This window comes from Dyella subtropica (assembly GCF_026283965.1).
GTDB classification, from domain to species: domain Bacteria; phylum Pseudomonadota; class Gammaproteobacteria; order Xanthomonadales; family Rhodanobacteraceae; genus Dyella_D; species Dyella_D subtropica.
Genome location: NZ_JAPDPD010000001.1, coordinates 314,642 through 333,785, shown reverse-complemented (window position 1 = coordinate 333,785; position 19,144 = coordinate 314,642). Strand labels below are relative to the sequence as shown.

The following is a 19,144-nucleotide window of genomic DNA, read 5'->3' as shown; positions in this document are numbered from 1 at the left end:
GGTGGCTGGGCCAGGGATCAGGCCAGTCCATCCGTGGTGCTGGCGTGTCTCATCGCGCGACATCCCGCTGGTTCGTGTCGTTGCGCGGTCGTCATGATTGGTCCGGCAGTTTTTATGAGCGCTGCAGCGCGGCGGTCAAGTACCTTGGTCGCTGTGCCAGCCTCCCGGTCTTGCACCGGTGGTACGTGGATTTCATCCACGACGATCCACGCATGTACGCCTGTCGGCTCCGCGATCCCCGCCTGCTGGAGCGGCATCTGCATCGTTTCGTGAACACGCATTGGAGTCGCCGCGTACGCTTGCTGTGCTTGTTGTCGCACTACCGGTTCATGTTGGCCCGCTTGCCGGCTCCGCTGTTCGAGGCGATCTATGTCAACGGCGAGGCATCGCTGGGCGAACTGGTGATGAAGGATGGCCGCGTGTTGACGCTGAGCTTGCGCCCGTCGATTTTCAAGGGATGTGAGGGCGAGCTGGGCCTTGTTCTCAGCAATGCCGAAGGCCGCGTGTTGTACCGCTTGGTGTTCACTGTGATCGACGACGGCTCCACCCTGGCGATCGGTTGCTTGCAGGGGCCGGATGGGGCGGACAGCAGAGATATGGTTCGCGACCTCACGCGTCAGATGCATGGCCTGCGACCGAAGCAGCTGATGCTGTCTCTGGCGTATGCGTTCGCCAAGCATGGTGGGATCGGGCATATCCTTGCCGTGGGTAACGATGCCCATCCGCTACGCCGCCGTGGCCGCCGGTTTCAGGCAGACTACGATGCGTTCTGGCAGGAGCAGAAGGGCGTCCAGGGTGACGACGGCTGGTTCCTGCTCCCCGCAACGCTTGACCGGAAAACCGAGGCTGACGTGCCAAGCCATCACCGTTCTGCGTTTCGCCGACGCGAGGCGATGCGCGCTGAAGCGGATCGGTTGTTGACCCTTGCGCTAGGCGAGGGCGCGTCGGGGAATCTCGCTATGGACGAGAGATGCGTGGGACCGCGTTCCGAACCCATGCCACGTCTCTCATTGGAAGTCGCTTGGATACCTTGAAACCAATGGTCCATTCCGCAACGAACGCCACGGCGCCGTCGCACGTGGCGCAGGTCGAGCAGCTGTGCCGGGAGCACCATCGCGCTCTGGTCGCGTTTCTGCAGTGCCGGCTCCGGTCGTTGTCCGATGCGCAGGAAGTGGCGCAGGAGGCCTACGTGCGCATGCTAACGATGGAGCGTCCGGAGCAGGTCGATGACCTTCGGGCCTATCTGTTCCGCACAGCGATGAATCTTGCCGTGGATCGCATGCGCCGGCATGCGGTGCGTGCCCGCGTGGCCGCCGAACCGAGGCCGGATGAGATTCCCATGGCCCCGGCGCCGGAGCAGCAAGCGATGGCCGTGGAACAACTGCATGGTCTGCACGAGGCGCTGCGCGAACTGCCGCACAAGACGAGTTACGCCTTTCGGGAGCATGTGATCGAAGGGCGCGACTTTGGTGTGGTCGCGCAGGCGATGAAACTTAGCGAGCGCATGGTGCGCTATCACGTGACCCGTGCTCTTGCGCATTGCCGCGCGCGGCTCGACGAATTGGAGATGCCCTGATGTCCAAGGCCGGATGGATGATCGACGAACACATACTGCAGACAGCGGCGGACTGGTGGCTGCGCCTGCGCGAGCCGGAAATTGCGGAAGAGACCATGCAGGAATGGCTCGAATGGGCTCACGCGGATGTGCGTCACCTCGAGGCATTCGAGCGCATAAGTGCCCTGGGTGAGCAGATGGGAACGCTCGATGAGGTGACACGGCGCTCGTTCGCCAAGGCGTTCGCTCTACCGGCGGCACCCGCGCGTCGCTGGCTGCCCATCGCGGCGGCGGCGAGCATGGTGGCGCTGGTGCTGGGCGGCTACCTTGTCTGGAGTGTCTTGGCCCCGGGTGTCGTTTCGCAGAGTTACACCAGCGCTGTGGCGCAGAATCGCGACATCCTGTTGCCGGACGGGACTCAGGTGGCGCTTGGCGGCGCATCCCGGTTTGCGATGCGTTTTACGCGTGATCGTCGGCAGGTCGAGCTGAGCGAGGGCGAGGCGTTCTTCCAGGTGGCGCACGATGCGCAAAAGCCGTTTGTGGTGACGGCGGGCGCACTGACCATTCGCGATGTGGGAACGGCGTTCGACGTGCGCCGCACGGGGCGGAGCGTGACGATTGCGGTCACGGAAGGGCGTGTGCAGGTGGCGGCGGGAGACAGCGCGCAAGGTACGGTTGAAGCGGTCGCAGGCCAGCAGATTTCGTACGATCCCGACATGCAGGCGATGCGTGTTGGCAACCTCCAGCCTGGGCAGGCCACAGCCTGGCGCGACGATCGCCTCGAGTTCGACAACGAGCCGCTGGGCAGGGTGGTTGCCAACCTCAATCGCTACGCGGCACGCCCTGTTCGGATTGCCGATGCGGGTCTGGAGAACCTGGCGTTTACCGGCACCATCAAGACCGATGCCATCGATCATTGGCTGGATGCGCTGCCGCAAGTTCTTCCGGTTCGAGTCAGTGCCAGCCCGGGCGAAGTGGTTCTTTCCAGGGCTGCACAAGAGTCGCGTCAGTAAGGCGTAAGGTTCGAGGGCTGTCAGCCGGTCTTCCACGCCATAGGCAGCCCTGATCGCACGTCCGCTTGCTTCTTGCGCATGCCACACTTGTGGTTTCGCCTGGGGATTGCGGATGCCATGAGTCGGTTCGCGTTGCTGTTCGCTTGCAGTTGGTTGGCGTCGTCGCCCGCATGGGGAGCGGCGACTGGCACGGCAGATGGGACGACTTTGCACGCGCGAATGGATTTCGCCATTCCGGCGCAACCGCTTTCCACGGCGTTGTTCGCCTTTGGCAAGCGAGCCAATGTGCAGGTGCTTACCGCAGGCCATGTGGTCGCCGGGCTGAGGTCTACCGGCGTGCAGGGCAGTTTTACCGCTGATGCGGCGCTGTCCTTGCTGCTGGAAGGCACGGGCCTGGGCTTCGAGTACATCGATGAGGGCACGGTGGTGGTGAGGCCGCTGCCCGCAGCTGTTGCCGCTGCTCCGGCCAAGACGGCATCGCCGGTGGCATCCGTGACCGAGGCGAAGCAGCTTGCGCCGGTGCATGCGCTGGGTTTGTTTGAGAGCGGGTATCGGGGCGACGCCACGAGTAGCACGACCCGCATCGATTCCGATCTGGGCGATGTGCCGGAGTCGATCGGTGTGGTGACTCGCGACCTGATGGACTCGGAACAGGCCCGTACGGTGGCCGAAGCGGTTAAGGGTATTGCCGGCGTCCAATATATCAATGGCTCCATCGGCTTGCCCCAGTTCCAGATACGCGGCTTTCATACGGGCAACGGCATGACCGACGGCATGCCCAACAGCATTGCCGGAGTAGGGGATCTGCCGCCGTTGATCGGCGTGGAGCGGATCGAAGTGCTGAAGGGGCCGCAGGCCATCCTCGGCGACGTCTCCTCTAACAATAATTTCGGCGGCCTGATCAATCTGGTCATGAAGAAGCCGCAGCGCGAGCCCATTCACATGCTGACTTACGCCGTGGGTGACCACGGCGATGCCCAGTTGGGCGCGGACTTTGCCGGCGCGCTGAGCGCGAACCATGGGCTGATGTACCGGCTGGTGGTTTCCGGCGAACGTACAGATCGTACGGCGCAGGGCTATGTGGGGCAGCGCAATAACTACGTGGCACCGTCGCTCGGCTGGGAGGGGCAGGGCACGCAGCTGATCGTGGGCATGGCGCGCACCGTCAACCGGGTTCCGGTGCCCGATCACACGATGCTGCTGGGCGACTCGTTGTCTTCGGCCTCGCCGGACGGGATCCTGCTGGGCAACGCGCAAGAGCATTCCAAGTTCAGGACCAGCCGGTACTACTACTTGTTCGAGCACGCGTTCGGTGACACCTGGTCGTTCCGTAGCCGCGGCCAGTACGTGCATGAAATCGCTAACGAGCAGAGCTGGTACCTGGATAGTCCATCGCCCTCGGGCGACGTCTACGCAACCGCCGACCTGTATCGCTATTCGGATGCGTTCTACACCTTGCAGAACGATGTGGTGGCGACATTCGACCAGGGGCGCGTGCGGCATACGGTCGTGGTCGGCTTCGACTATTCGCGCGCTCGTATCGGTCGTATCGATGACGCTCAGGCGAGCATCGGTGACGGCACGTACAACTTTTTTTCCGGGGGGCGATTGCCGCCAGTGAGCACGCTGGTCGTACCTTCGAGTAGTAGCAGTACGTCCGGCGAGCCATGGGTGACCGACAGCGGCCTGTTTCTCCAGGATCAGGTCAAGCTCGGCGAACGCTGGGATGTGTTGCTGGCGTTGCGGCGTGCAGCCTACCTGCTCTCCACCAACCATCTCGACGGCTCGCCTTGGGTCAGGCATCAGGTGCATTGGGTGCCCAATGCGGGTGTGGTCTACAAGGCCAGCCCGGGTATTTCCGTCTACGCCAGCACTACCAGTGGCTTCCAGCCCGATACGGTGCTTGGACAGAGCGGCCGTCCGCTGCTGCCGGCGCTGTCCCGACAGGTTGAGGCGGGGGTCAAGTTCGACCTTTTCCAGAATCGCGCCCGCCTGACGATGTCGTGGTATCGCATCATGCTTGACCACAGCACGGATGCTTATTCGCCCAAGCCGCCCTATTTCGGTATTCCCGGTCCTGGCCAGACGAACAAGGGGGTGGAGGTGGAGTTCAACGGCCAGTTGGTTGCGGGTTGGGATGTCAGTGCCAGTTACACGTATGCGCGCATCCACAACCACGATGGTTCACTGGCCACGGGAGCGCCCCGGCAACGGTTTCATCTGTGGACCAGCTACGCATTTCAATCGGCGGCGCTGCACGGCTGGGGCGTGGCTGGAGGCGTGCATGCCCGCAGCCGTGCCGTCGGGCTGTTCACGGATGGCACCACGACGTTCAACAATCCGGGGCAGGCCAGCGTGGATGCCAATGTGTTCTATCACGCGAAAAACTGGAGCGTGACGCTCGGCGCAAAGAACTTATGGGGACGGCGTTTGTACGGCGAAGATTTTGACGAAACCTTCGTGCCGCTCTATCGGCGTCGTACGGTTCTGCTCACGGGGACCTATGCGTTCTGAGAGCGGCAGGTTGAGCAAGTGTTGCCCATCGTCAAGTCTTGGCGTTGCTGTGTTTAGAGGGTAGAACGGGCGGCTTCACGCGATGGCGGGCTGTGACGTTCAAATTAGTGAGAGTTCCTTATGCAGTTGTTGTCCGTTCCTACCGATGCCGAGCTTTTGGCGCTAGCCAGTGACGTAGCCGCCGCGGTGCAGGCAGCCAAGTTGATGCTGGTTACGGCCGAATCGTGCACTGGCGGCTGGATTGCCAAGAGCTTGACCGATCTGCCCGGTAGTTCGGCCTGGTTCGACGCTGGCGTGGTGACCTACAGCTACGAGGCCAAAGAGGCGCTGCTGGGCGTCAATCCGCGCACGCTGGAACAGACCGGCGCGGTGAGCGAGGAGACCGTGTTGGAAATGGTCTCCGGCGCACTGGCCCGATTTGGCGCCGGCGTGGCCGTGGCGGTGACCGGTATTGCCGGCCCCAGTGGCGGCACCCCAGAGAAGCCTGTTGGCACGGTATGGATCGGCTGGAAGCGCCGTGGCGGTTATGCCCATGCCCGACAGTTCCATTTCGATGGCGACCGCGAAGCGATCCGACGCCAGACCGTGGCTGCGGCGCTCACGGGTGTAAGGAAAGCGCTGACGGAATGATGCGCGTGTCGGCCACGGGACCCGCTTGATCAGTATGGGATACTGCCCCATCTGGATGATCGCAGCCCATGAGACACGGCCAGCGCATCATGGATACAACAGCCAACCCTTTCAGCAACTCGGGATACAAGACGATGGATGACAACAAGCGCAAGGCGCTCGCCTCCGCCCTCGGCCAGATCGAAAAGCAGTTCGGCAAAGGCGCGGTCATGCGGCTGGGCGATCGGGTGGACGACGCCATTGATACGGTTTCGACCGGCTCGCTTGGCCTGGACATCGCGCTGGGTATCGGCGGCCTGCCGCGCGGTCGCGTCGTCGAGATCTACGGTCCGGAGTCGTCCGGCAAGACCACGCTGACCCTGCAGGTGATCGCCAACTGCCAGAAGAACGGCGGCACCGCGGCCTTCGTCGATGCCGAGCATGCGCTCGACCCGACTTATGCCGAGAAACTCGGCGTCAACGTTGCCGACCTGCTGGTCTCGCAGCCGGATACCGGCGAACAGGCGCTGGAAATCGCCGACATGCTGGTGCGCTCCGGTGCCGTGGACGTGGTGGTGGTCGACTCGGTCGCCGCGCTCACGCCCAAGGCCGAAATCGAAGGCGAGATGGGCGATTCCCACGTTGGCTTGCACGCCCGCCTGATGAGCCAGGCGCTGCGCAAGCTCACCGCCAACATCAAGAAGTCCAACTGCCTGGTGATCTTCATCAACCAGATCCGCATGAAGATCGGCGTGATGTTCGGCAGCCCCGAGACCACCACCGGCGGCAACGCGCTGAAGTTCTATGCCTCGGTGCGTCTGGACATCCGCCGCATCGGCGCGGTGAAGAAGGGCGAGGAAGTGATCGGCTCCGAGACCCGCGTCAAGGTGGTCAAGAACAAGGTGGCCCCGCCGTTCCGCCAGGCCGAGTTCGAGATCCTCTACGGTGAGGGCACCTCGCGTGAGGGCGAGATCATCGAGCTGGGCGTGGCGCAGAACCTGATCGACAAGTCGGGCGCCTGGTATAGCTACAAGGGCGATCGCATCGGCCAAGGCAAGGAGAACGTGCGCCAGTTCCTGCGCGACAACCCGGCCATCGCCAACGAGGTCGACCAGGAACTGCGTGCGCGTCTTCTGGTTACTTCCGGCAAGGGTGCGCCCGCTGGTTCGGAAGCGGCGCTCGAGGAAGCTTGATCTCCCCCTGGGATCAATAAGCCCTACCCCTCCCCTGCTTGCGGGGGAGGGGTAGGGAGGGGTAAACCCTTGCGACACGCCTGCATGCGCTTCCGACACGGCTTCACGCCATGAGCCGTAACCGCGACAAATCCAGCGAAGAAAAGCCCAAGCCCAAGCCCAAGCGCAGCGCCTACGACAAGGCGCTGGGTTTGCTCGCGCGCCGTGAACATTCCCGCCGCGAGCTCAAACGGAAACTCAACCAAGGCGGTTACGCCGGCAACGAAGCTACCGATGCCCTCGACCGCCTCGGCGAGCAGCACTATCAGGACGACGATCGCTTCGCTGAGATGCTGGTGCGCAGTCGTGCCGCCCAGGGCTACGGTCCACTGCGCCTGCGCGCCGAGCTGAAAAGTCACGGCCTGTCCGACGCGCGCATCCGTCAGCTGCTGGATGAGGCCGATGTCGACTGGGCCGAGTCCGCGGCCGCCCAGTTGCGCCGCCGCTACGGCACCGTCGCCGTAGCGGACCCCGCCGAAAGGGCTCGCCGGGCGCAATTTCTCTTGCGTAGAGGCTTTCCCGCCGCCACAGTAAGAGGTCTTACCCACGCCGAAGTGGACGAGTTGGGCGACGAAAGCGACTGATCGCGCCAACACGGCCGTGGTGTGGCCTCCGCAGCTTGCCGCCACGAACCGATGAAAACTGCAGAAATCCGCTCCGCCTTCCTCGACTATTTCCGCTCCAAGGACCACACCATCGTGCCCTCCAGCTCGCTGGTGCCGGCCAGCGACCCGACCCTGTTGTTTACCAACTCGGGCATGGTGCAGTTCAAGAACGTGTTTCTCGGCAGCGAGAAATTGCCGTACGCGCGCGCGGCCGACGTGCAGCGCTGCCTGCGTGCCGGTGGCAAGCACAACGATCTCGATTCGGTGGGTTATACCGCCCGCCATCACACCTTCTTCGAGATGCTGGGCAACTGGTCGTTCGGTGACTATTTCAAGCGCGACGCGATCCGTTACGCCTGGGAGCTGCTGACCGACGTTTTCAAGCTGCCCAAGGACAAGCTGTGGGTCACCGTCTACCACACGGATGACGAGGCCTACGGCATCTGGAACCAGGAAGTTGGCGTGCCTGCCGAACGCATCGTGCGCATCGGTGACAACAAGGGCGCGCCGTACGCTTCCGATAACTTCTGGCAGATGGCCGATACCGGCCCTTGCGGTCCTTGCACCGAAATCTTCTTCGACCACGGCGAGGAGATCGCCGGTGGCCCGCCCGGTTCGCCGGACGAAGATGGCGACCGTTATATCGAGATCTGGAACCTCGTGTTCATGCAGTTCGACCGCGCGCCCGACGGCACGCTGTCACCGCTGCCGGCACCGTGCGTGGACACTGGCATGGGCCTGGAGCGCCTGGCCGCCGTGCTGCAGCACGTGCATTCCAACTACGAGATCGACCTGTTCGCGCACCTGATTCGCGTGGCGAGCCAGCTCACTGGCACCAAGGACTTGGGCAATAAGTCACTGCGCGTGATCGCGGATCACATTCGCGCCTGCTCGTTCCTTATCGTCGACGGTGTGCTTCCGTCCAACGAAGGTCGTGGCTATGTGCTGCGCCGGATCATCCGCCGGGCTTTGCGTCATGGCTGGATGCTCGGCGTGCGCGGCGACTTCTTCTGGAAGATGGTGAAGCCGCTGGTCGAGGAGATGGGCGAGGCGTATCCGGAACTGGCTGCCAAGCAGGCCTTCGTGGAAGAGGCGCTGCGCACGGAGGAGCGGCGCTTCGGCGAGACGCTGGAAAATGGAATGCGCCTGTTCGATGCGGTTGCGTTGAAGGCTAGCGGCACCATCCCCGGCGCCGATGCGTTCCGCCTGTACGACACCTACGGCTTCCCGGTCGACCTCACCGCCGACATCGCGCGTGAGCGCGGGCTCATGGTGGACATGGAAGGCTTCGAGCAGGCCATGAAGGAACAGCAGGAGCGCAGCCGCGAAGGCGGCCGCTTCGAAGCCAAGGGCCAAATGCCGGCCGAGCTGGCCAGCCAGCTCAAGCCCACGGAGTTTCTAGGCTATGAAACCTTGTGGAGCCAGGGCAGCAAGGTGGTCGGCATCGTGCGCGGCGGCAAGCAGGTCGAGCAGCTTGCCGAGGGCGACGAAGGCCTGGTGATCCTCGATCGCACCCCGTTCTATGCCGAATCCGGTGGCCAGATTGGCGACACAGGCAGGTTGTCGAACAGTGCCGGCCGTTTTGAGGTGATCAATACGCTCAAAATGGGTGGCGTGTTCCACGGTCATGCCGGGCGCTGGCACGGTGCACAGCCACTGCGTACCGGCGACAGCGTCGAAGCGGACGTCGACGCCGCACGGCGCCAGTCCACGGTGCTCAACCACTCCGCCACGCATTTGCTGCATGCCGCGTTGCGTCAGGTGCTGGGCGCGCATGTCACGCAGAAGGGTTCGCTGGTCGCGCCTGATCGCCTGCGTTTCGATTTCTCCCATTTCAAGCCGATGAGCCACGAGGAGCTGGCCCGCATCGAGGACATCGTGAATGCCGAGGTGCGCCGCAACGTGCCGGCCGAAGTGCACCACATGGGCTACAACGATGCGATCGACTTCGGTGCGATGGCCCTGTTCGGCGAGAAATACGGCGACGAGGTCCGAGTTTTGAAGATGGGTGAGTTCTCTACCGAACTCTGCGGCGGTACTCATGTCGGCCACACCGGTGACATCGGCCTGTTCAAGATCGTCAGCGAAGCCGGCGTGGCCTCCGGTGTACGCCGAATCGAGGCGGTCACGGGTGCTGGTGCACTGGCCTACGTGGTCGACGAGGAGCGCCGTCTGGGCGAACTCTCCCAGCTGCTCTCCACCAGCGGCGACGAGGTGGTGGAGAAGCTGCGTCAGTTGCTCGACAAGCAGAAGAAGCTCGAGCGCGAGCTGGAGTCCCTGCGCGCCAAGGCGGCCGGTTCGGCCACCGCGGATCTTGCTTCCTCCGCGCATGACGTGGACGGCATCAAGGTCGTGGCGGCGCGTCTTGAGGGCCTGGACGCTAAGGCACTGCGCGACAGCGTCGACCAGCTCAAGCAGCAGCTTGCGGATTGTGTGGTCCTGCTCGCTGGCGCGGTCGATGGCCGCGTATCCCTGGTGGCGGGCGTACACGGCAAGGCGCTGGGGCGCGTCAAGGCAGGCGATGTAGTGGCGCACGTGGCCAGTCAGATCGACGGCAAGGGCGGCGGTCGCCCCGACATGGCCCAGGGCGGCGGTACCGACACAGCGCAGCTTCCCGCGCTGCTGGCCGGTTTGCCGGGCTGGATCGGCGGGCGCCTGGCCGGCTAAAACCAAGGTGAACGGGCCTCTTACCACAGGTCGGATGCATTGCGCAGGGCACTTGCGCTCGGCTAGTATCGGATGAATGTCGGCACCGTTTGTTGCGGTGCCGATAGGCGGCGAGGGTCCCTTAGGGTAACTTGCCGTTGAGCCGGGGAAGGCGGTAGGGCCTTCGATGGACAGTTCGTCGAACTACAGATGGTGTTGCTCAGGGGTGAGGTTTCACCATCTGATGGCCTATGACCACATAGCTTTCATGGAGTGGCAAACATGTTGATTCTGACCCGCAGGGTCGGTGAAACCCTGATGATTGGCGACGAGGTGACCGTCACCGTCCTGGGCGTGAAGGGCAACCAGGTGCGTATCGGCATCAATGCGCCCAAGAACGTAGCCGTGCATCGCGAAGAGATCTATCAGCGGATCAAGAACGAGCACGAGCCGGATGGCGGCAACTCCGGCGGTAACGGCGAACACTGACGATCAAAAAGCTTTACCTCGACCGCGCCGGTCAGTATCCTTGCCGGCTCCGCAGAGATGCGGAATAAAAACGGAGAGATGCCCGAGAGGCCGAAGGGGCTCCCCTGCTAAGGGAGTATAGGGTCAAAAGCCTTATCGAGGGTTCGAATCCCTCTCTCTCCGCCAGATACGCAAAACGCCCCCTAGTGGGGCGTTTTGCGTATCTGGCGGAGAGAGAGGTGTGGACGAACCCACCGGTTCGACAAATTCGTCTGGAACGAATTTGGACAGCCGCAGGCTGGCCCCGTAGCGCAACGCGCGTAGGGGTGAGGCCCATGGATGGGCCGAACAATCCCTCCTTTCACGCCATGACGTGCTTCATCGAAGTGGAGGGGCGTTTTGCGTATCTGGCGGAGAGATGAGGTGTGGACGAACCCACCGGTTCGACGAATTCGTCAGGAACGAATTCGGACAGCCGCAGGCTGGCCCCGAAGCGCAACGCGCGTAGGGGTGAGGCCCATGGATGGGCCGAACAATCCCTCCCTTCACGCCATGACGCGCTTCATCGAAGTGGAGGGGCGTTTTGCGTATCTGGCGGAGAGAGAGGTGTGGACGAACCCACCGGTTCGACAAATTCGTCTGGAACGACAAGGACAGCCGCAGGCTGGCCCCGAAGCGCAACGCGCGTAGGGGTGAGGCCCATGGATGGGCCGAACAATCCCTCCCTTCACGCCATGATGCGCTTCATCGAAGTCCGCGCGTCGCCTGCGATTTTGCTATCAGCGATTCGCCACGAAAGCACACTTGCTGCTCGCCACTTCATCCCGCAACCAACGCCCCAGAAAGCAGCCCACTCGCTGCTCATAAGCCCCTCCCGCATAACGATACAAATCGACATGCGCCGCCCCCTCGACAACCCAAAACTCCTTCGGCTCCGCAGCAGCTTCAAACATGGCACGCGATTCGTCGATCAGCGTGTGTTGATCCTGATCGCCAGCGATAAGCAGCTTGGGTGCCTGCAGCCTGCCAATGCGATCAATCGGCCGAAGCTGAGCTGGTGAAATACCCAGGTGAATCGGCAATGTCGCCAGCATGAGCGGCGCCAGCCATGTCCCGGGCACGCCGAGGTGGAGCTTCAACCGATCCTTCAATGCTTGCTCTATCGTGGGATAAACCTGTTCGAGCACGATGGCGTCGACGTCAGGCAAGGGCTCGGCGAGCAAGCTAGCTGCGCCGCCCATGGAGGTTGCCACGATACCGACGCGTTCTCCCGGTGCGGCCTCCCTCAGGTATCGAAGAGCCCCTTCAATATCCCCTGCTTCTCGGTAGCCGAAGCTGATAGCTTGCCCTGGACTTTCACCAGAGGCCTGAAAGTCGATCAGCAAAACCGCGTACCCGGACGCGTGAAGGAATCGCGCGCGCCCAAGCATGCTGAGCCGGTTGGCGCGCACTCCGTGCAGAAGGAGGATGGCGCCCTGGCCCTTGATGCCGGGAACAAGCCAGCCGTGCACAAGCTGCCCGGAAGCACTCGGAAAGACGATGGTCTGGGCAGGCAGGTCTGGCGGCGGTTGGCCGACGTCGCGCTGAGCTGGATGGGTCAGGGCAAAGCCCGCACCCCAAAGCGCGACAGCACCCGCGATAGCCAGAAAGAGCAGGTGGCGCAGGGCACGCCCTATGTAGCGCGCGATCCTTTGCTTGAAGCCTGGGGTCTCCATGAGCTCGCTTCACCGATGGCCTGTGTGCGGATGTGCAAGAGGGCACACCCAAGCGAGCAATGGTGCTGAAGCGCTGAGACCTTCGTGCGGCGGAGCGATGACGTTTGAGGGGCTAATCGCCTAGCGCCAATCCCCGCAACTCTGTTCCTTCCACCGTCACCCGCAACACCGACCCCTGCTCATACCAATCGCCCAGTACGATCCGCTCGGCCTCCCGACCGTCCAGATCGAAGCGATGGATGGCCGGTCGATGGGTATGTCCATGAATCAGGCGCGTCACGCCGGCATGGCGCATCGCCGCGGCGACCGCCCCATCATTCACGTCCATGATGGTCTCCATGGTGCTGCCCGTATGCGCGCGGCTGTCTTCGCGCGCCTTGGCAGCGAAGGCGCGGCGCGCTGCCAATGACATGGACAGGATCTGTGCCTTCCACTCCGGCGTGCGCACTTGCTTGCGCACGGCCTGGTAGGCGATGTCATCGGTGCACAGCACGTCGCCATGCATGATGAGTGTGGGGCGGCCGTACAGGGTGTGTACGGTGCCGTCCTCGAGCAGGGTGAGGCCGGCGCGGCGAGCGAAGTCTTCGCCGAGCAGGAAGTCGCGATTGCCCACCATGAAGTACACCGGTACGCCGGACTCGCGCAGCAATCCGGTCGCATGGGCGATGCGCTGCGGCAACTCGGCATCGTCGTCGTCGCCGATCCAGGCTTCGACGAGGTCGCCGAGGATATAGAGCGCATCGGCTTGGCGTGCTTCGCCGCTGGCGAGGTAATCCTCGAATAGCCGGGTGATCTGCGGGCGGCTGGCGTCCAGATGCAGGTCGGCGATGAACAGGGTGTGCATCGGGTGGATCAGCCCTTGGTTTTGCTGTGCTTCTTGTCCGGCTTGGAGGCCGGTGCTGGTGCTGGCGCGATCTTGGCGGGTGCAGGAGGCGCAGCGCTGGTGGCGGCTGAAGCAGGGGTTTCTTCGCCAACCACGTTGGCGCCGTTGATGATCACCAGAGGGTTGGGCACGTCATTGGCGAACGGGCCGAGGGCGCGAACGGGCAGGGTGGCGATCTTGTCGACCACATCCATGCCCTTCACCACCTTGCCGAAGACGGTGAAGCCCCAGGTGAGGCCACTCTGGTTGCCCACGAAGTCCAGTCGACGGTTGTCGACCAGATTGAAGAAGAACTGGGACGTGCCGGAATTCGGATCGGCTCCGCGCGCCACAGCGATGGTGCCGCGTAGGTTGGAAAGACCGTTGTCCGCTTCGCTGGGCACGGCCGAGCGGGTGCGCTTGGGCTGCAGGTCGCGGGTGTACAGGCCGCCCTGCACCATGTAGCCGGCAATCACCCGGTGCATCACGGTGCTGCTGTAGTAGCCGTCCCGTACGTACTGCAGAAAGTTGGCAACGCTCTTGGGCGCCTTGTCCGGATACAGCTCAAGGGTGACGTCGCCCATCGAGGTGTGCACCACCACCTGTGGGTGGGCCTGGACTGCTGGCATGGCCGCTGGTTTGACGGCTTGTGCAGCGAGCGTGAATGGCAGGATCAGCAGCAGGGCGGCGAGCAGGAATCGTTGCATGGCGGTTCGGGCGGCGTCGGGCATCGGAGCATCATACGCGGCAGGAGTGAGGCTAGGCTTAAAACGAGCGGGCCATTTGATGGACGGCATGATTCAGACGGCCGAAAGGGCGAGGCTCAGGCCAAGCTCCGACATGGGAGCCTGCTCCTGTTCGAGGTCGGCCTCGGTGAGCGGATGCTGTTCCAGCCAAGTGCCAGGCAGCGCCAGGCGCAGCCGCTGGGTGGTGGCTGCGAGGCGCATCTGCGGCAATGATTCGGCACGACGGGCGCGGCGGAATAGCACGGCCAGACGGAGCAGGGCAGTGATCTGGCGGGCCAGTGTGCGGTGGCGCTGCGGCAGGGCCGAGAACTGCGCCTTGTCCGGCTTGCGGCGATGCGACTCCACGACAGCAGCCAGCAATTGCTGCTCCTGCCGGGAGAAGCCTGCGAGATCCGCATGGCGCAGGATGTAGGCGCCGTGATGGTGATGCTGGCTGTGCGCGATAGCCAGGCCGATCTCGTGCACGCGAGACACCCACGACAGCCACTCGCGCGCCTCGCCGTCCAGCTTCCAGGCCTTGGCGACTTGATCGAACAGCATCAGGGCGGTGGATTCCACACGTCGTGCCTGCGCACGGTCCACGCCGTAGCGCGAGGCCAGCGCGTCGATGCTGGCGGTGCGCGGGTCGGTGCCGCCGGCGCGGCCCAGCAAGTCCCACAACAGCCCTTCGCGCATCGAGCTTTCGCACACGCGCAGGCGCTCGATGCCCAGGGCTTCGAAAGCGGCCTCGAAGATCACTACGCCGCCGGCAATCACCGGTGCGCGATCCTCGGCCAGGCCGGGCAGCTTGAGGGTGCTGATCTGCCCTTGGTCGATCAGCGCGTCGCGCAGCAAGGCGAGCGACGCAGGCGTGACGCCTTCGTCGGAGAACTTCATGGCCTGCACCACCGAGCCGATCGCCTTGGCCGTGCCGGAGGAGCCGAAGGCCTCTACCCAGCTTGCTTCGCGATAGTCCTCGGCGAACTGCTGCAGCAGCACGCCGATTTCGCTGCTGGCGCGTTGCCAGCGTTTGCGGTTGAGCTTGCCGCCGGGAAAGAAACGCAAAGTGGAGGCAATACAGCCCGCCTGCACGCTTTCGGTATGCATTGGGGCCAGGCCGCGGCCGATGATGAACTCGGTGCTGCCGCCGCCCACGTCGATCACTAGCCGGTTTTCACGCGACGCAGGCAAATCATGCGAGGCGCCCAGGAAGATCAGGCGGCCCTCCTCGCGGCCGGAGACGATTTCCACCGGATGGCCGAGTGCGGTCTCCGCTGCGGTCAGGAACGCTTGGGGCGAAGCCAGTCGTCGCACGGTATTGGTGGCCACGGCGCGTACGCGGATCGACGGCACACCGGCAATGCGTTGGCCGAAGCGGGCCAGACAGTTCAATGCGCGGGCGCGATGTTCGGCGTCGAGCGTGCCGTCGGCGCGCAGGCCGGCGGCCATGCGCACGGTTTCGCGCAGGCGGTCGATCACGCGCGGCTCGCCGTGCTCCACCCGCGCCACCACCATGTGATAGCTGTTGGAGCCCATGTCCACGGCGGCGATCAGTTCGCCGTCCTTGATCTGGATCTGATCGCCTTGGCTCATGCGGGGCTCGTTCCGTGCAGATGAGAGTGGATTCTCGCACGCACGGAACCAGACGCGTCAGCCCGGCGCAGGTCGGGATGTCGCGGTTTTTCAGGCCGTCGTCGGGCTGAGCTTGTCCAGCAGGAACTGCTGCGCGTCGTGTGGCGCGGCTTCGGACGGCTGGGCGCGGATGTAATGACCGTCGCTTTCCAACAACCAGGCTTGGGTGTTGTCTTCCAAGTAATTGACCAGGGTTTCGTCATACACGCGCTGCGCCAGGACCGGGTCGAGAATGGGGAAAGCCACCTCGATGCGACGCATCAGGTTGCGCTCCATCCAGTCAGCACTGGCGCAGTAAGTCTCTGGCGCACCGTTGTTGGCGAACCAGTACACGCGGCTGTGTTCGAGAAAGCGGCTGACAATGGAACGCACACGGATGCGCTCGGAGATGCCCGGCAGACCCGGGCGCAGGGTGCAGGCGCCCCGCACGATCAGGTCGATCTCCACGCCGGCCTGCGAAGCGCGGTAGAGCGCTTCGATCACGTGTGCTTCGTTCAGGGCATTGAGCTTGGCGACGATCCGCGCCGGTCGGCCGGCCAAGGCATGCGCTGTTTCGCGCTCGATCTTGGCGGCCACGCTCTTGTACAGCGTGAACGGCGAATGCAGCAAACGCTTGAGCTGGATCATCGGACCCAGCCCGGAGAGCTGCTGGAAGATCTTGTGCAGATCCTCGCCGATCTCCGGGTTGGCCGTCATCAGGCCGATGTCGGTGTAGGCGCGGCTGTTGGCCTGGTGGTAGTTGCCGGTGGATAGATGCACATAGCGGCGCAGCAACTCACCTTCGCGGCGCACGATCAGCAGCATCTTGGCGTGGGTTTTGTAGCCCACCACGCCGTAGACCACCTGCACACCGGCTTCTTGAAGACGCGTGGCAAGGCGGATGTTGGCTTCCTCGTCGAAACGCGCGCGCAGCTCGATTACCACGGTGACGTCCTTGCCGTTGCGCGCGGCCTCGACCAACAGATCCACCAGCGGTGTGTCGGCACCGGCGCGGTACAGGGTCTGCTTGATCGCCAGCACCTCCGCATCCTGCGAAGCTTGGCGCAGCAGATCCACCACGGCGGCGAACGACTCATACGGGTGATGCAGCAACACGTCGCGTTCGCGCAGTACTTCGAACTTGCACTTGCTGGCGTCGAAGGCCTTAGGTAGCTGGGGCGTGAAACGCGGGAATTTCAGCGCGGGACGGTCCAGGCCATCGTAGATGGTAGCGGCGCGGATGATATTGACCGGGCCGTCGCAACGGTAGACGTCGCTCTCTTCCAGCTCGAAGTTCGCGATCAACATGGACACGATCGCCTTCGGGCAATCGGTGCCGATCTCCAGTCGCACCGGGCGGGCGTAGCCGCGGCCCAGCAGTTCCTCGCTGAGCGCGCGAGCGAGGTTGTCCACCTCGGCTTCTTCCACCATCAGCTCGCTGTTGCGGGTAACGCGGAACTGGTACGAGCCAGCCACTTTGAAGCCGGGGAACATCTGGTCGACAAAACCCTGCAGCAGCTCGGCGAGAAAGACGTAGTGGTCGCCCGGCCCGCACACTTCATTGGGCAGGCGGATGATGCGTGGCAGCGAGCGCGGCGCGCGCACCAGCGCCATGTGGCCTTCACGCCCGAACGCGTCGCGGCCTTTCAACACCACGGCGATGTTCAGCGTCTTGTTGAGAATGCGCGGGAACGGATGCGCTGGGTCCAACCCCAGCGGCGACAGTACCGGCAGCACTTCATTTTCGAAGTAGCCTTGCAGCCAGCGGTGCTGGCGTTCATTCCAGCGGTCGCGCGTGAGGAAGTGGATACCTTCGGCGTCCAGTGCCGGCTTCAACTCGTCCTGCCAGGTGGCGTACTGCTCGGAGACCAGGTCCAGCACACGCTTGCGGATGCGCGTGAGCAACTCGCCGGAAGGTAACCCGTCCGGTCCGGGCGCGGCCGAGCCGAAACTGTGGTGATGCTTGAGCATCGCCACGCGCACCTCGAAGAATTCGTCCAGATTGTTGGCGACGATGCTCAGGTAGCGCAGGCGCTCCAGCAACGGCACGCGTGTGTCGCGCGCCTGGGCGAGTACGCGGAAATTGAATTCGAGGGCGGCCAGTTCGCGGCTGAGGTACAGCTCGGGGGCAGCTCGGTCGATCACGGGGGACGATGTGACAGGTTTACGACGCATGAGATCATTCTGGCCGATAGCGCCAGGAAGCACATGCGGCAGCGCCGCGTAGTGTGATGGGCTGCTCGGCGGTTGTTCACCCAGGCCGCACGGGTCTTTGTAGGAGCGCACCCTGTGCGCTCCTACGGGCCAGCGATTAGACGTCGTCCTGCATGCCGGGTTTCAGTAAGCGTTCGTGGCCGAAGCAACACGAGAAGGTCGAGCCCTGACCGGGTTCGCTCTCGATCTCCAGTCGCGCCTGATGCAGGTTCAACACGTGCTTGACGATCGACAGGCCCAGGCCGGTGCCGCCGCTGTCGCGCGAGCGGCTGGAGGACACGCGATAAAAGCGTTCGGTCAATCGCGCCAGATGGGTAGCGGGGATGCCGAAGCCGGTATCGCTGACCGAATACGTGGCGCCTGCGGGCGTGCGCTTCCAGCGGATGGTGATGCTGCCGCCCGTAGGGGTGTAGCGCACGGCGTTGCTCACCAGGTTGGACAACGCGCTGTGCAGGTCCTTGGGCGAACCGAGCAGATCGGCTTCGGCGATGGATTCGATGGCGATGTGGTGGCGCCCCTGGCTCAGCGCCTCGGCTTCCTTGCGGATGGTCGCCAGCAGGGGCGTCATGGGCACGCGTTCGTCGGTCACATGGTCCTGGGTTTCCAGGCGCGACAGGGTCAGCAAATCTTCCACGATCTGGCCCATGCGCTTGGACTGCGCACGCATTTCGCCGAGTACGGGCGCCAGTTCCGGAACGTCTTCCGGATCGATCAGCTCGAGATAGCCATGAATGACGGTGAGTGGCGTGCGCAGCTCGTGCGATACGTTGGCCACGAAGTCGCGGCGGATCTGCTCAAGCCGGGTCAGATGGCTGATGTCGCGGGCGAGCAGCAAGCGCTGGCGACGGCCAAACGGCAACAGGGTGACATTGATGTGCCGGTTTGGATGGCCGGGGGCGATCACGTCGTTGAGCGGCTCGTGCGCGCCATCATGCAGCCAGCCGGCCAATTCGGTGGTGCCCATCCGCTCGTGCAACGCAGTGCCGCGATCCTGGGGGCGACGCAGGCCGAGCAAATCTTCGGCAGCGTGGTTGAACCAGCGCACGTGTTGGTCATTGTCGAGTAGCACGACGGCGTCGGGCAGACTGCCGGCGGCGCTGCGCAAATCGCGCAGACTGGAAGCGATGCGACGGGAGCGCGTCATGAAGCGGTCATGTTGCAAGGGGCTGATAGTGGGGTTCGCCGGCATGATGTGCCGTGTTACATGACGGATTCGAGTCAGCAGCAAGACGATTTCGGCGAAAGCGACCAGCGCGACGCCAGTGGCGACATGCCCCCCGGCCAGCCATCCCAGCAGTCCACCGACAACCAGGCCGGCCGCGAGTGCGGCCGGCAGTTTCCAGAAGCGGTCGGAGGGCTGGGACATGAGGGAGTT

At 63.7% G+C, this 19,144-nt stretch carries 15 protein-coding genes and 1 tRNA gene; 10 read left to right on the top strand and 6 right to left on the bottom strand.

Going from position 1 to position 19,144, the window contains the following annotated elements; all coding sequences use genetic code 11:
- Nucleotides 1-44: 44 nt before the first annotated feature.
- The 10 genes from OUZ45_RS01430 (at nucleotide 45) to OUZ45_RS01385 (ending at nucleotide 10,828) form a co-directional block, all read left to right on the top strand.
- The gene (locus OUZ45_RS01430; RefSeq protein ID WP_323137504.1) at nucleotides 45-1,034 is read left to right on the top strand and encodes a VirK/YbjX family protein; all 990 of its coding nucleotides are present in this window, start codon (nucleotides 45-47) and stop codon (nucleotides 1,032-1,034) included.
- On the top strand, nucleotides 1,022-1,576 hold the full coding sequence (locus tag OUZ45_RS01425; protein ID WP_266168094.1) for an RNA polymerase sigma factor: 555 nt from the start codon (nucleotides 1,022-1,024) through the stop codon (nucleotides 1,574-1,576). Before OUZ45_RS01430 ends, OUZ45_RS01425 begins: the two co-directional genes overlap by 13 nt.
- Entirely contained in the window at nucleotides 1,576-2,568 is a 993-nt protein-coding gene (locus tag OUZ45_RS01420) for a FecR family protein (protein ID WP_266168093.1), read from the top strand. Before OUZ45_RS01425 ends, OUZ45_RS01420 begins: the two co-directional genes overlap by 1 nt.
- A gap of 219 nt (nucleotides 2,569-2,787) precedes the next feature.
- Complete coding sequence (locus OUZ45_RS01415) at nucleotides 2,788-5,082, top strand: TonB-dependent siderophore receptor (RefSeq protein WP_266168092.1); 2,295 nt, start codon at nucleotides 2,788-2,790, stop codon at nucleotides 5,080-5,082.
- A gap of 120 nt (nucleotides 5,083-5,202) precedes the next feature.
- Entirely contained in the window at nucleotides 5,203-5,712 is a 510-nt protein-coding gene (locus OUZ45_RS01410) for a CinA family protein (protein WP_266168091.1), read from the top strand.
- Nucleotides 5,713-5,846: 134 nt separating this feature from the next.
- Nucleotides 5,847-6,884 (top strand): recombinase RecA, encoded by a 1,038-nt coding sequence (recA, locus tag OUZ45_RS01405; RefSeq protein ID WP_266168090.1) that lies wholly within the window; start codon nucleotides 5,847-5,849, stop codon nucleotides 6,882-6,884.
- Nucleotides 6,885-6,994: 110 nt separating this feature from the next.
- Nucleotides 6,995-7,507: a regulatory protein RecX gene (locus OUZ45_RS01400; RefSeq protein WP_266168089.1), complete on the top strand. Its 513-nt coding sequence runs from the start codon at nucleotides 6,995-6,997 to the stop codon at nucleotides 7,505-7,507.
- Between the two features lie 51 nt (nucleotides 7,508-7,558).
- Nucleotides 7,559-10,195 (top strand): alanine--tRNA ligase, encoded by a 2,637-nt coding sequence (alaS, locus tag OUZ45_RS01395; RefSeq protein WP_266168088.1) that lies wholly within the window; start codon nucleotides 7,559-7,561, stop codon nucleotides 10,193-10,195.
- Nucleotides 10,196-10,456: 261 nt separating this feature from the next.
- Nucleotides 10,457-10,663 carry a carbon storage regulator CsrA gene (gene csrA / locus OUZ45_RS01390; protein ID WP_266168087.1) on the top strand — a complete coding sequence of 69 codons (207 nt, stop codon included), beginning with the start codon at nucleotides 10,457-10,459 and terminating at the stop codon, nucleotides 10,661-10,663.
- Nucleotides 10,664-10,735: 72 nt separating this feature from the next.
- Nucleotides 10,736-10,828: transfer RNA gene (locus OUZ45_RS01385), tRNA-Ser, on the top strand.
- A gap of 593 nt (nucleotides 10,829-11,421) precedes the next feature.
- On the opposite strand, the gene OUZ45_RS01380 is transcribed toward OUZ45_RS01385, so the two are convergent.
- The 6 genes from OUZ45_RS01380 to phoR form a co-directional block, all read right to left on the bottom strand.
- Nucleotides 11,422-12,357 carry an alpha/beta hydrolase gene (locus OUZ45_RS01380; protein WP_266168086.1) on the bottom strand — a complete coding sequence of 312 codons (936 nt, stop codon included), beginning with the start codon at nucleotides 12,355-12,357 and terminating at the stop codon, nucleotides 11,422-11,424.
- A 112-nt stretch (nucleotides 12,358-12,469) separates the two neighbouring features.
- On the bottom strand, nucleotides 12,470-13,201 hold the full coding sequence (locus OUZ45_RS01375) for a UDP-2,3-diacylglucosamine diphosphatase (RefSeq protein ID WP_266168085.1): 732 nt from the start codon (nucleotides 13,199-13,201) through the stop codon (nucleotides 12,470-12,472).
- Between the two features lie 8 nt (nucleotides 13,202-13,209).
- Nucleotides 13,210-13,926 (bottom strand): peptidylprolyl isomerase, encoded by a 717-nt coding sequence (locus tag OUZ45_RS01370; protein WP_266168339.1) that lies wholly within the window; start codon nucleotides 13,924-13,926, stop codon nucleotides 13,210-13,212.
- A 93-nt stretch (nucleotides 13,927-14,019) separates the two neighbouring features.
- Nucleotides 14,020-15,537, bottom strand: a complete 1,518-nt coding sequence (locus OUZ45_RS01365) for a Ppx/GppA phosphatase family protein (RefSeq protein WP_266168084.1) — start codon at nucleotides 15,535-15,537, stop codon at nucleotides 14,020-14,022.
- A 90-nt stretch (nucleotides 15,538-15,627) separates the two neighbouring features.
- Nucleotides 15,628-17,730, bottom strand: coding sequence for a polyphosphate kinase 1 (ppk1, locus tag OUZ45_RS01360; RefSeq protein WP_266168083.1), 2,103 nt, complete (start codon nucleotides 17,728-17,730; stop codon nucleotides 15,628-15,630).
- 136 nt (nucleotides 17,731-17,866) lie between these two features.
- Nucleotides 17,867-19,135: a phosphate regulon sensor histidine kinase PhoR gene (phoR, locus tag OUZ45_RS01355; RefSeq protein ID WP_425601654.1), complete on the bottom strand. Its 1,269-nt coding sequence runs from the start codon at nucleotides 19,133-19,135 to the stop codon at nucleotides 17,867-17,869.
- Nucleotides 19,136-19,144 lie beyond the last annotated feature (9 nt).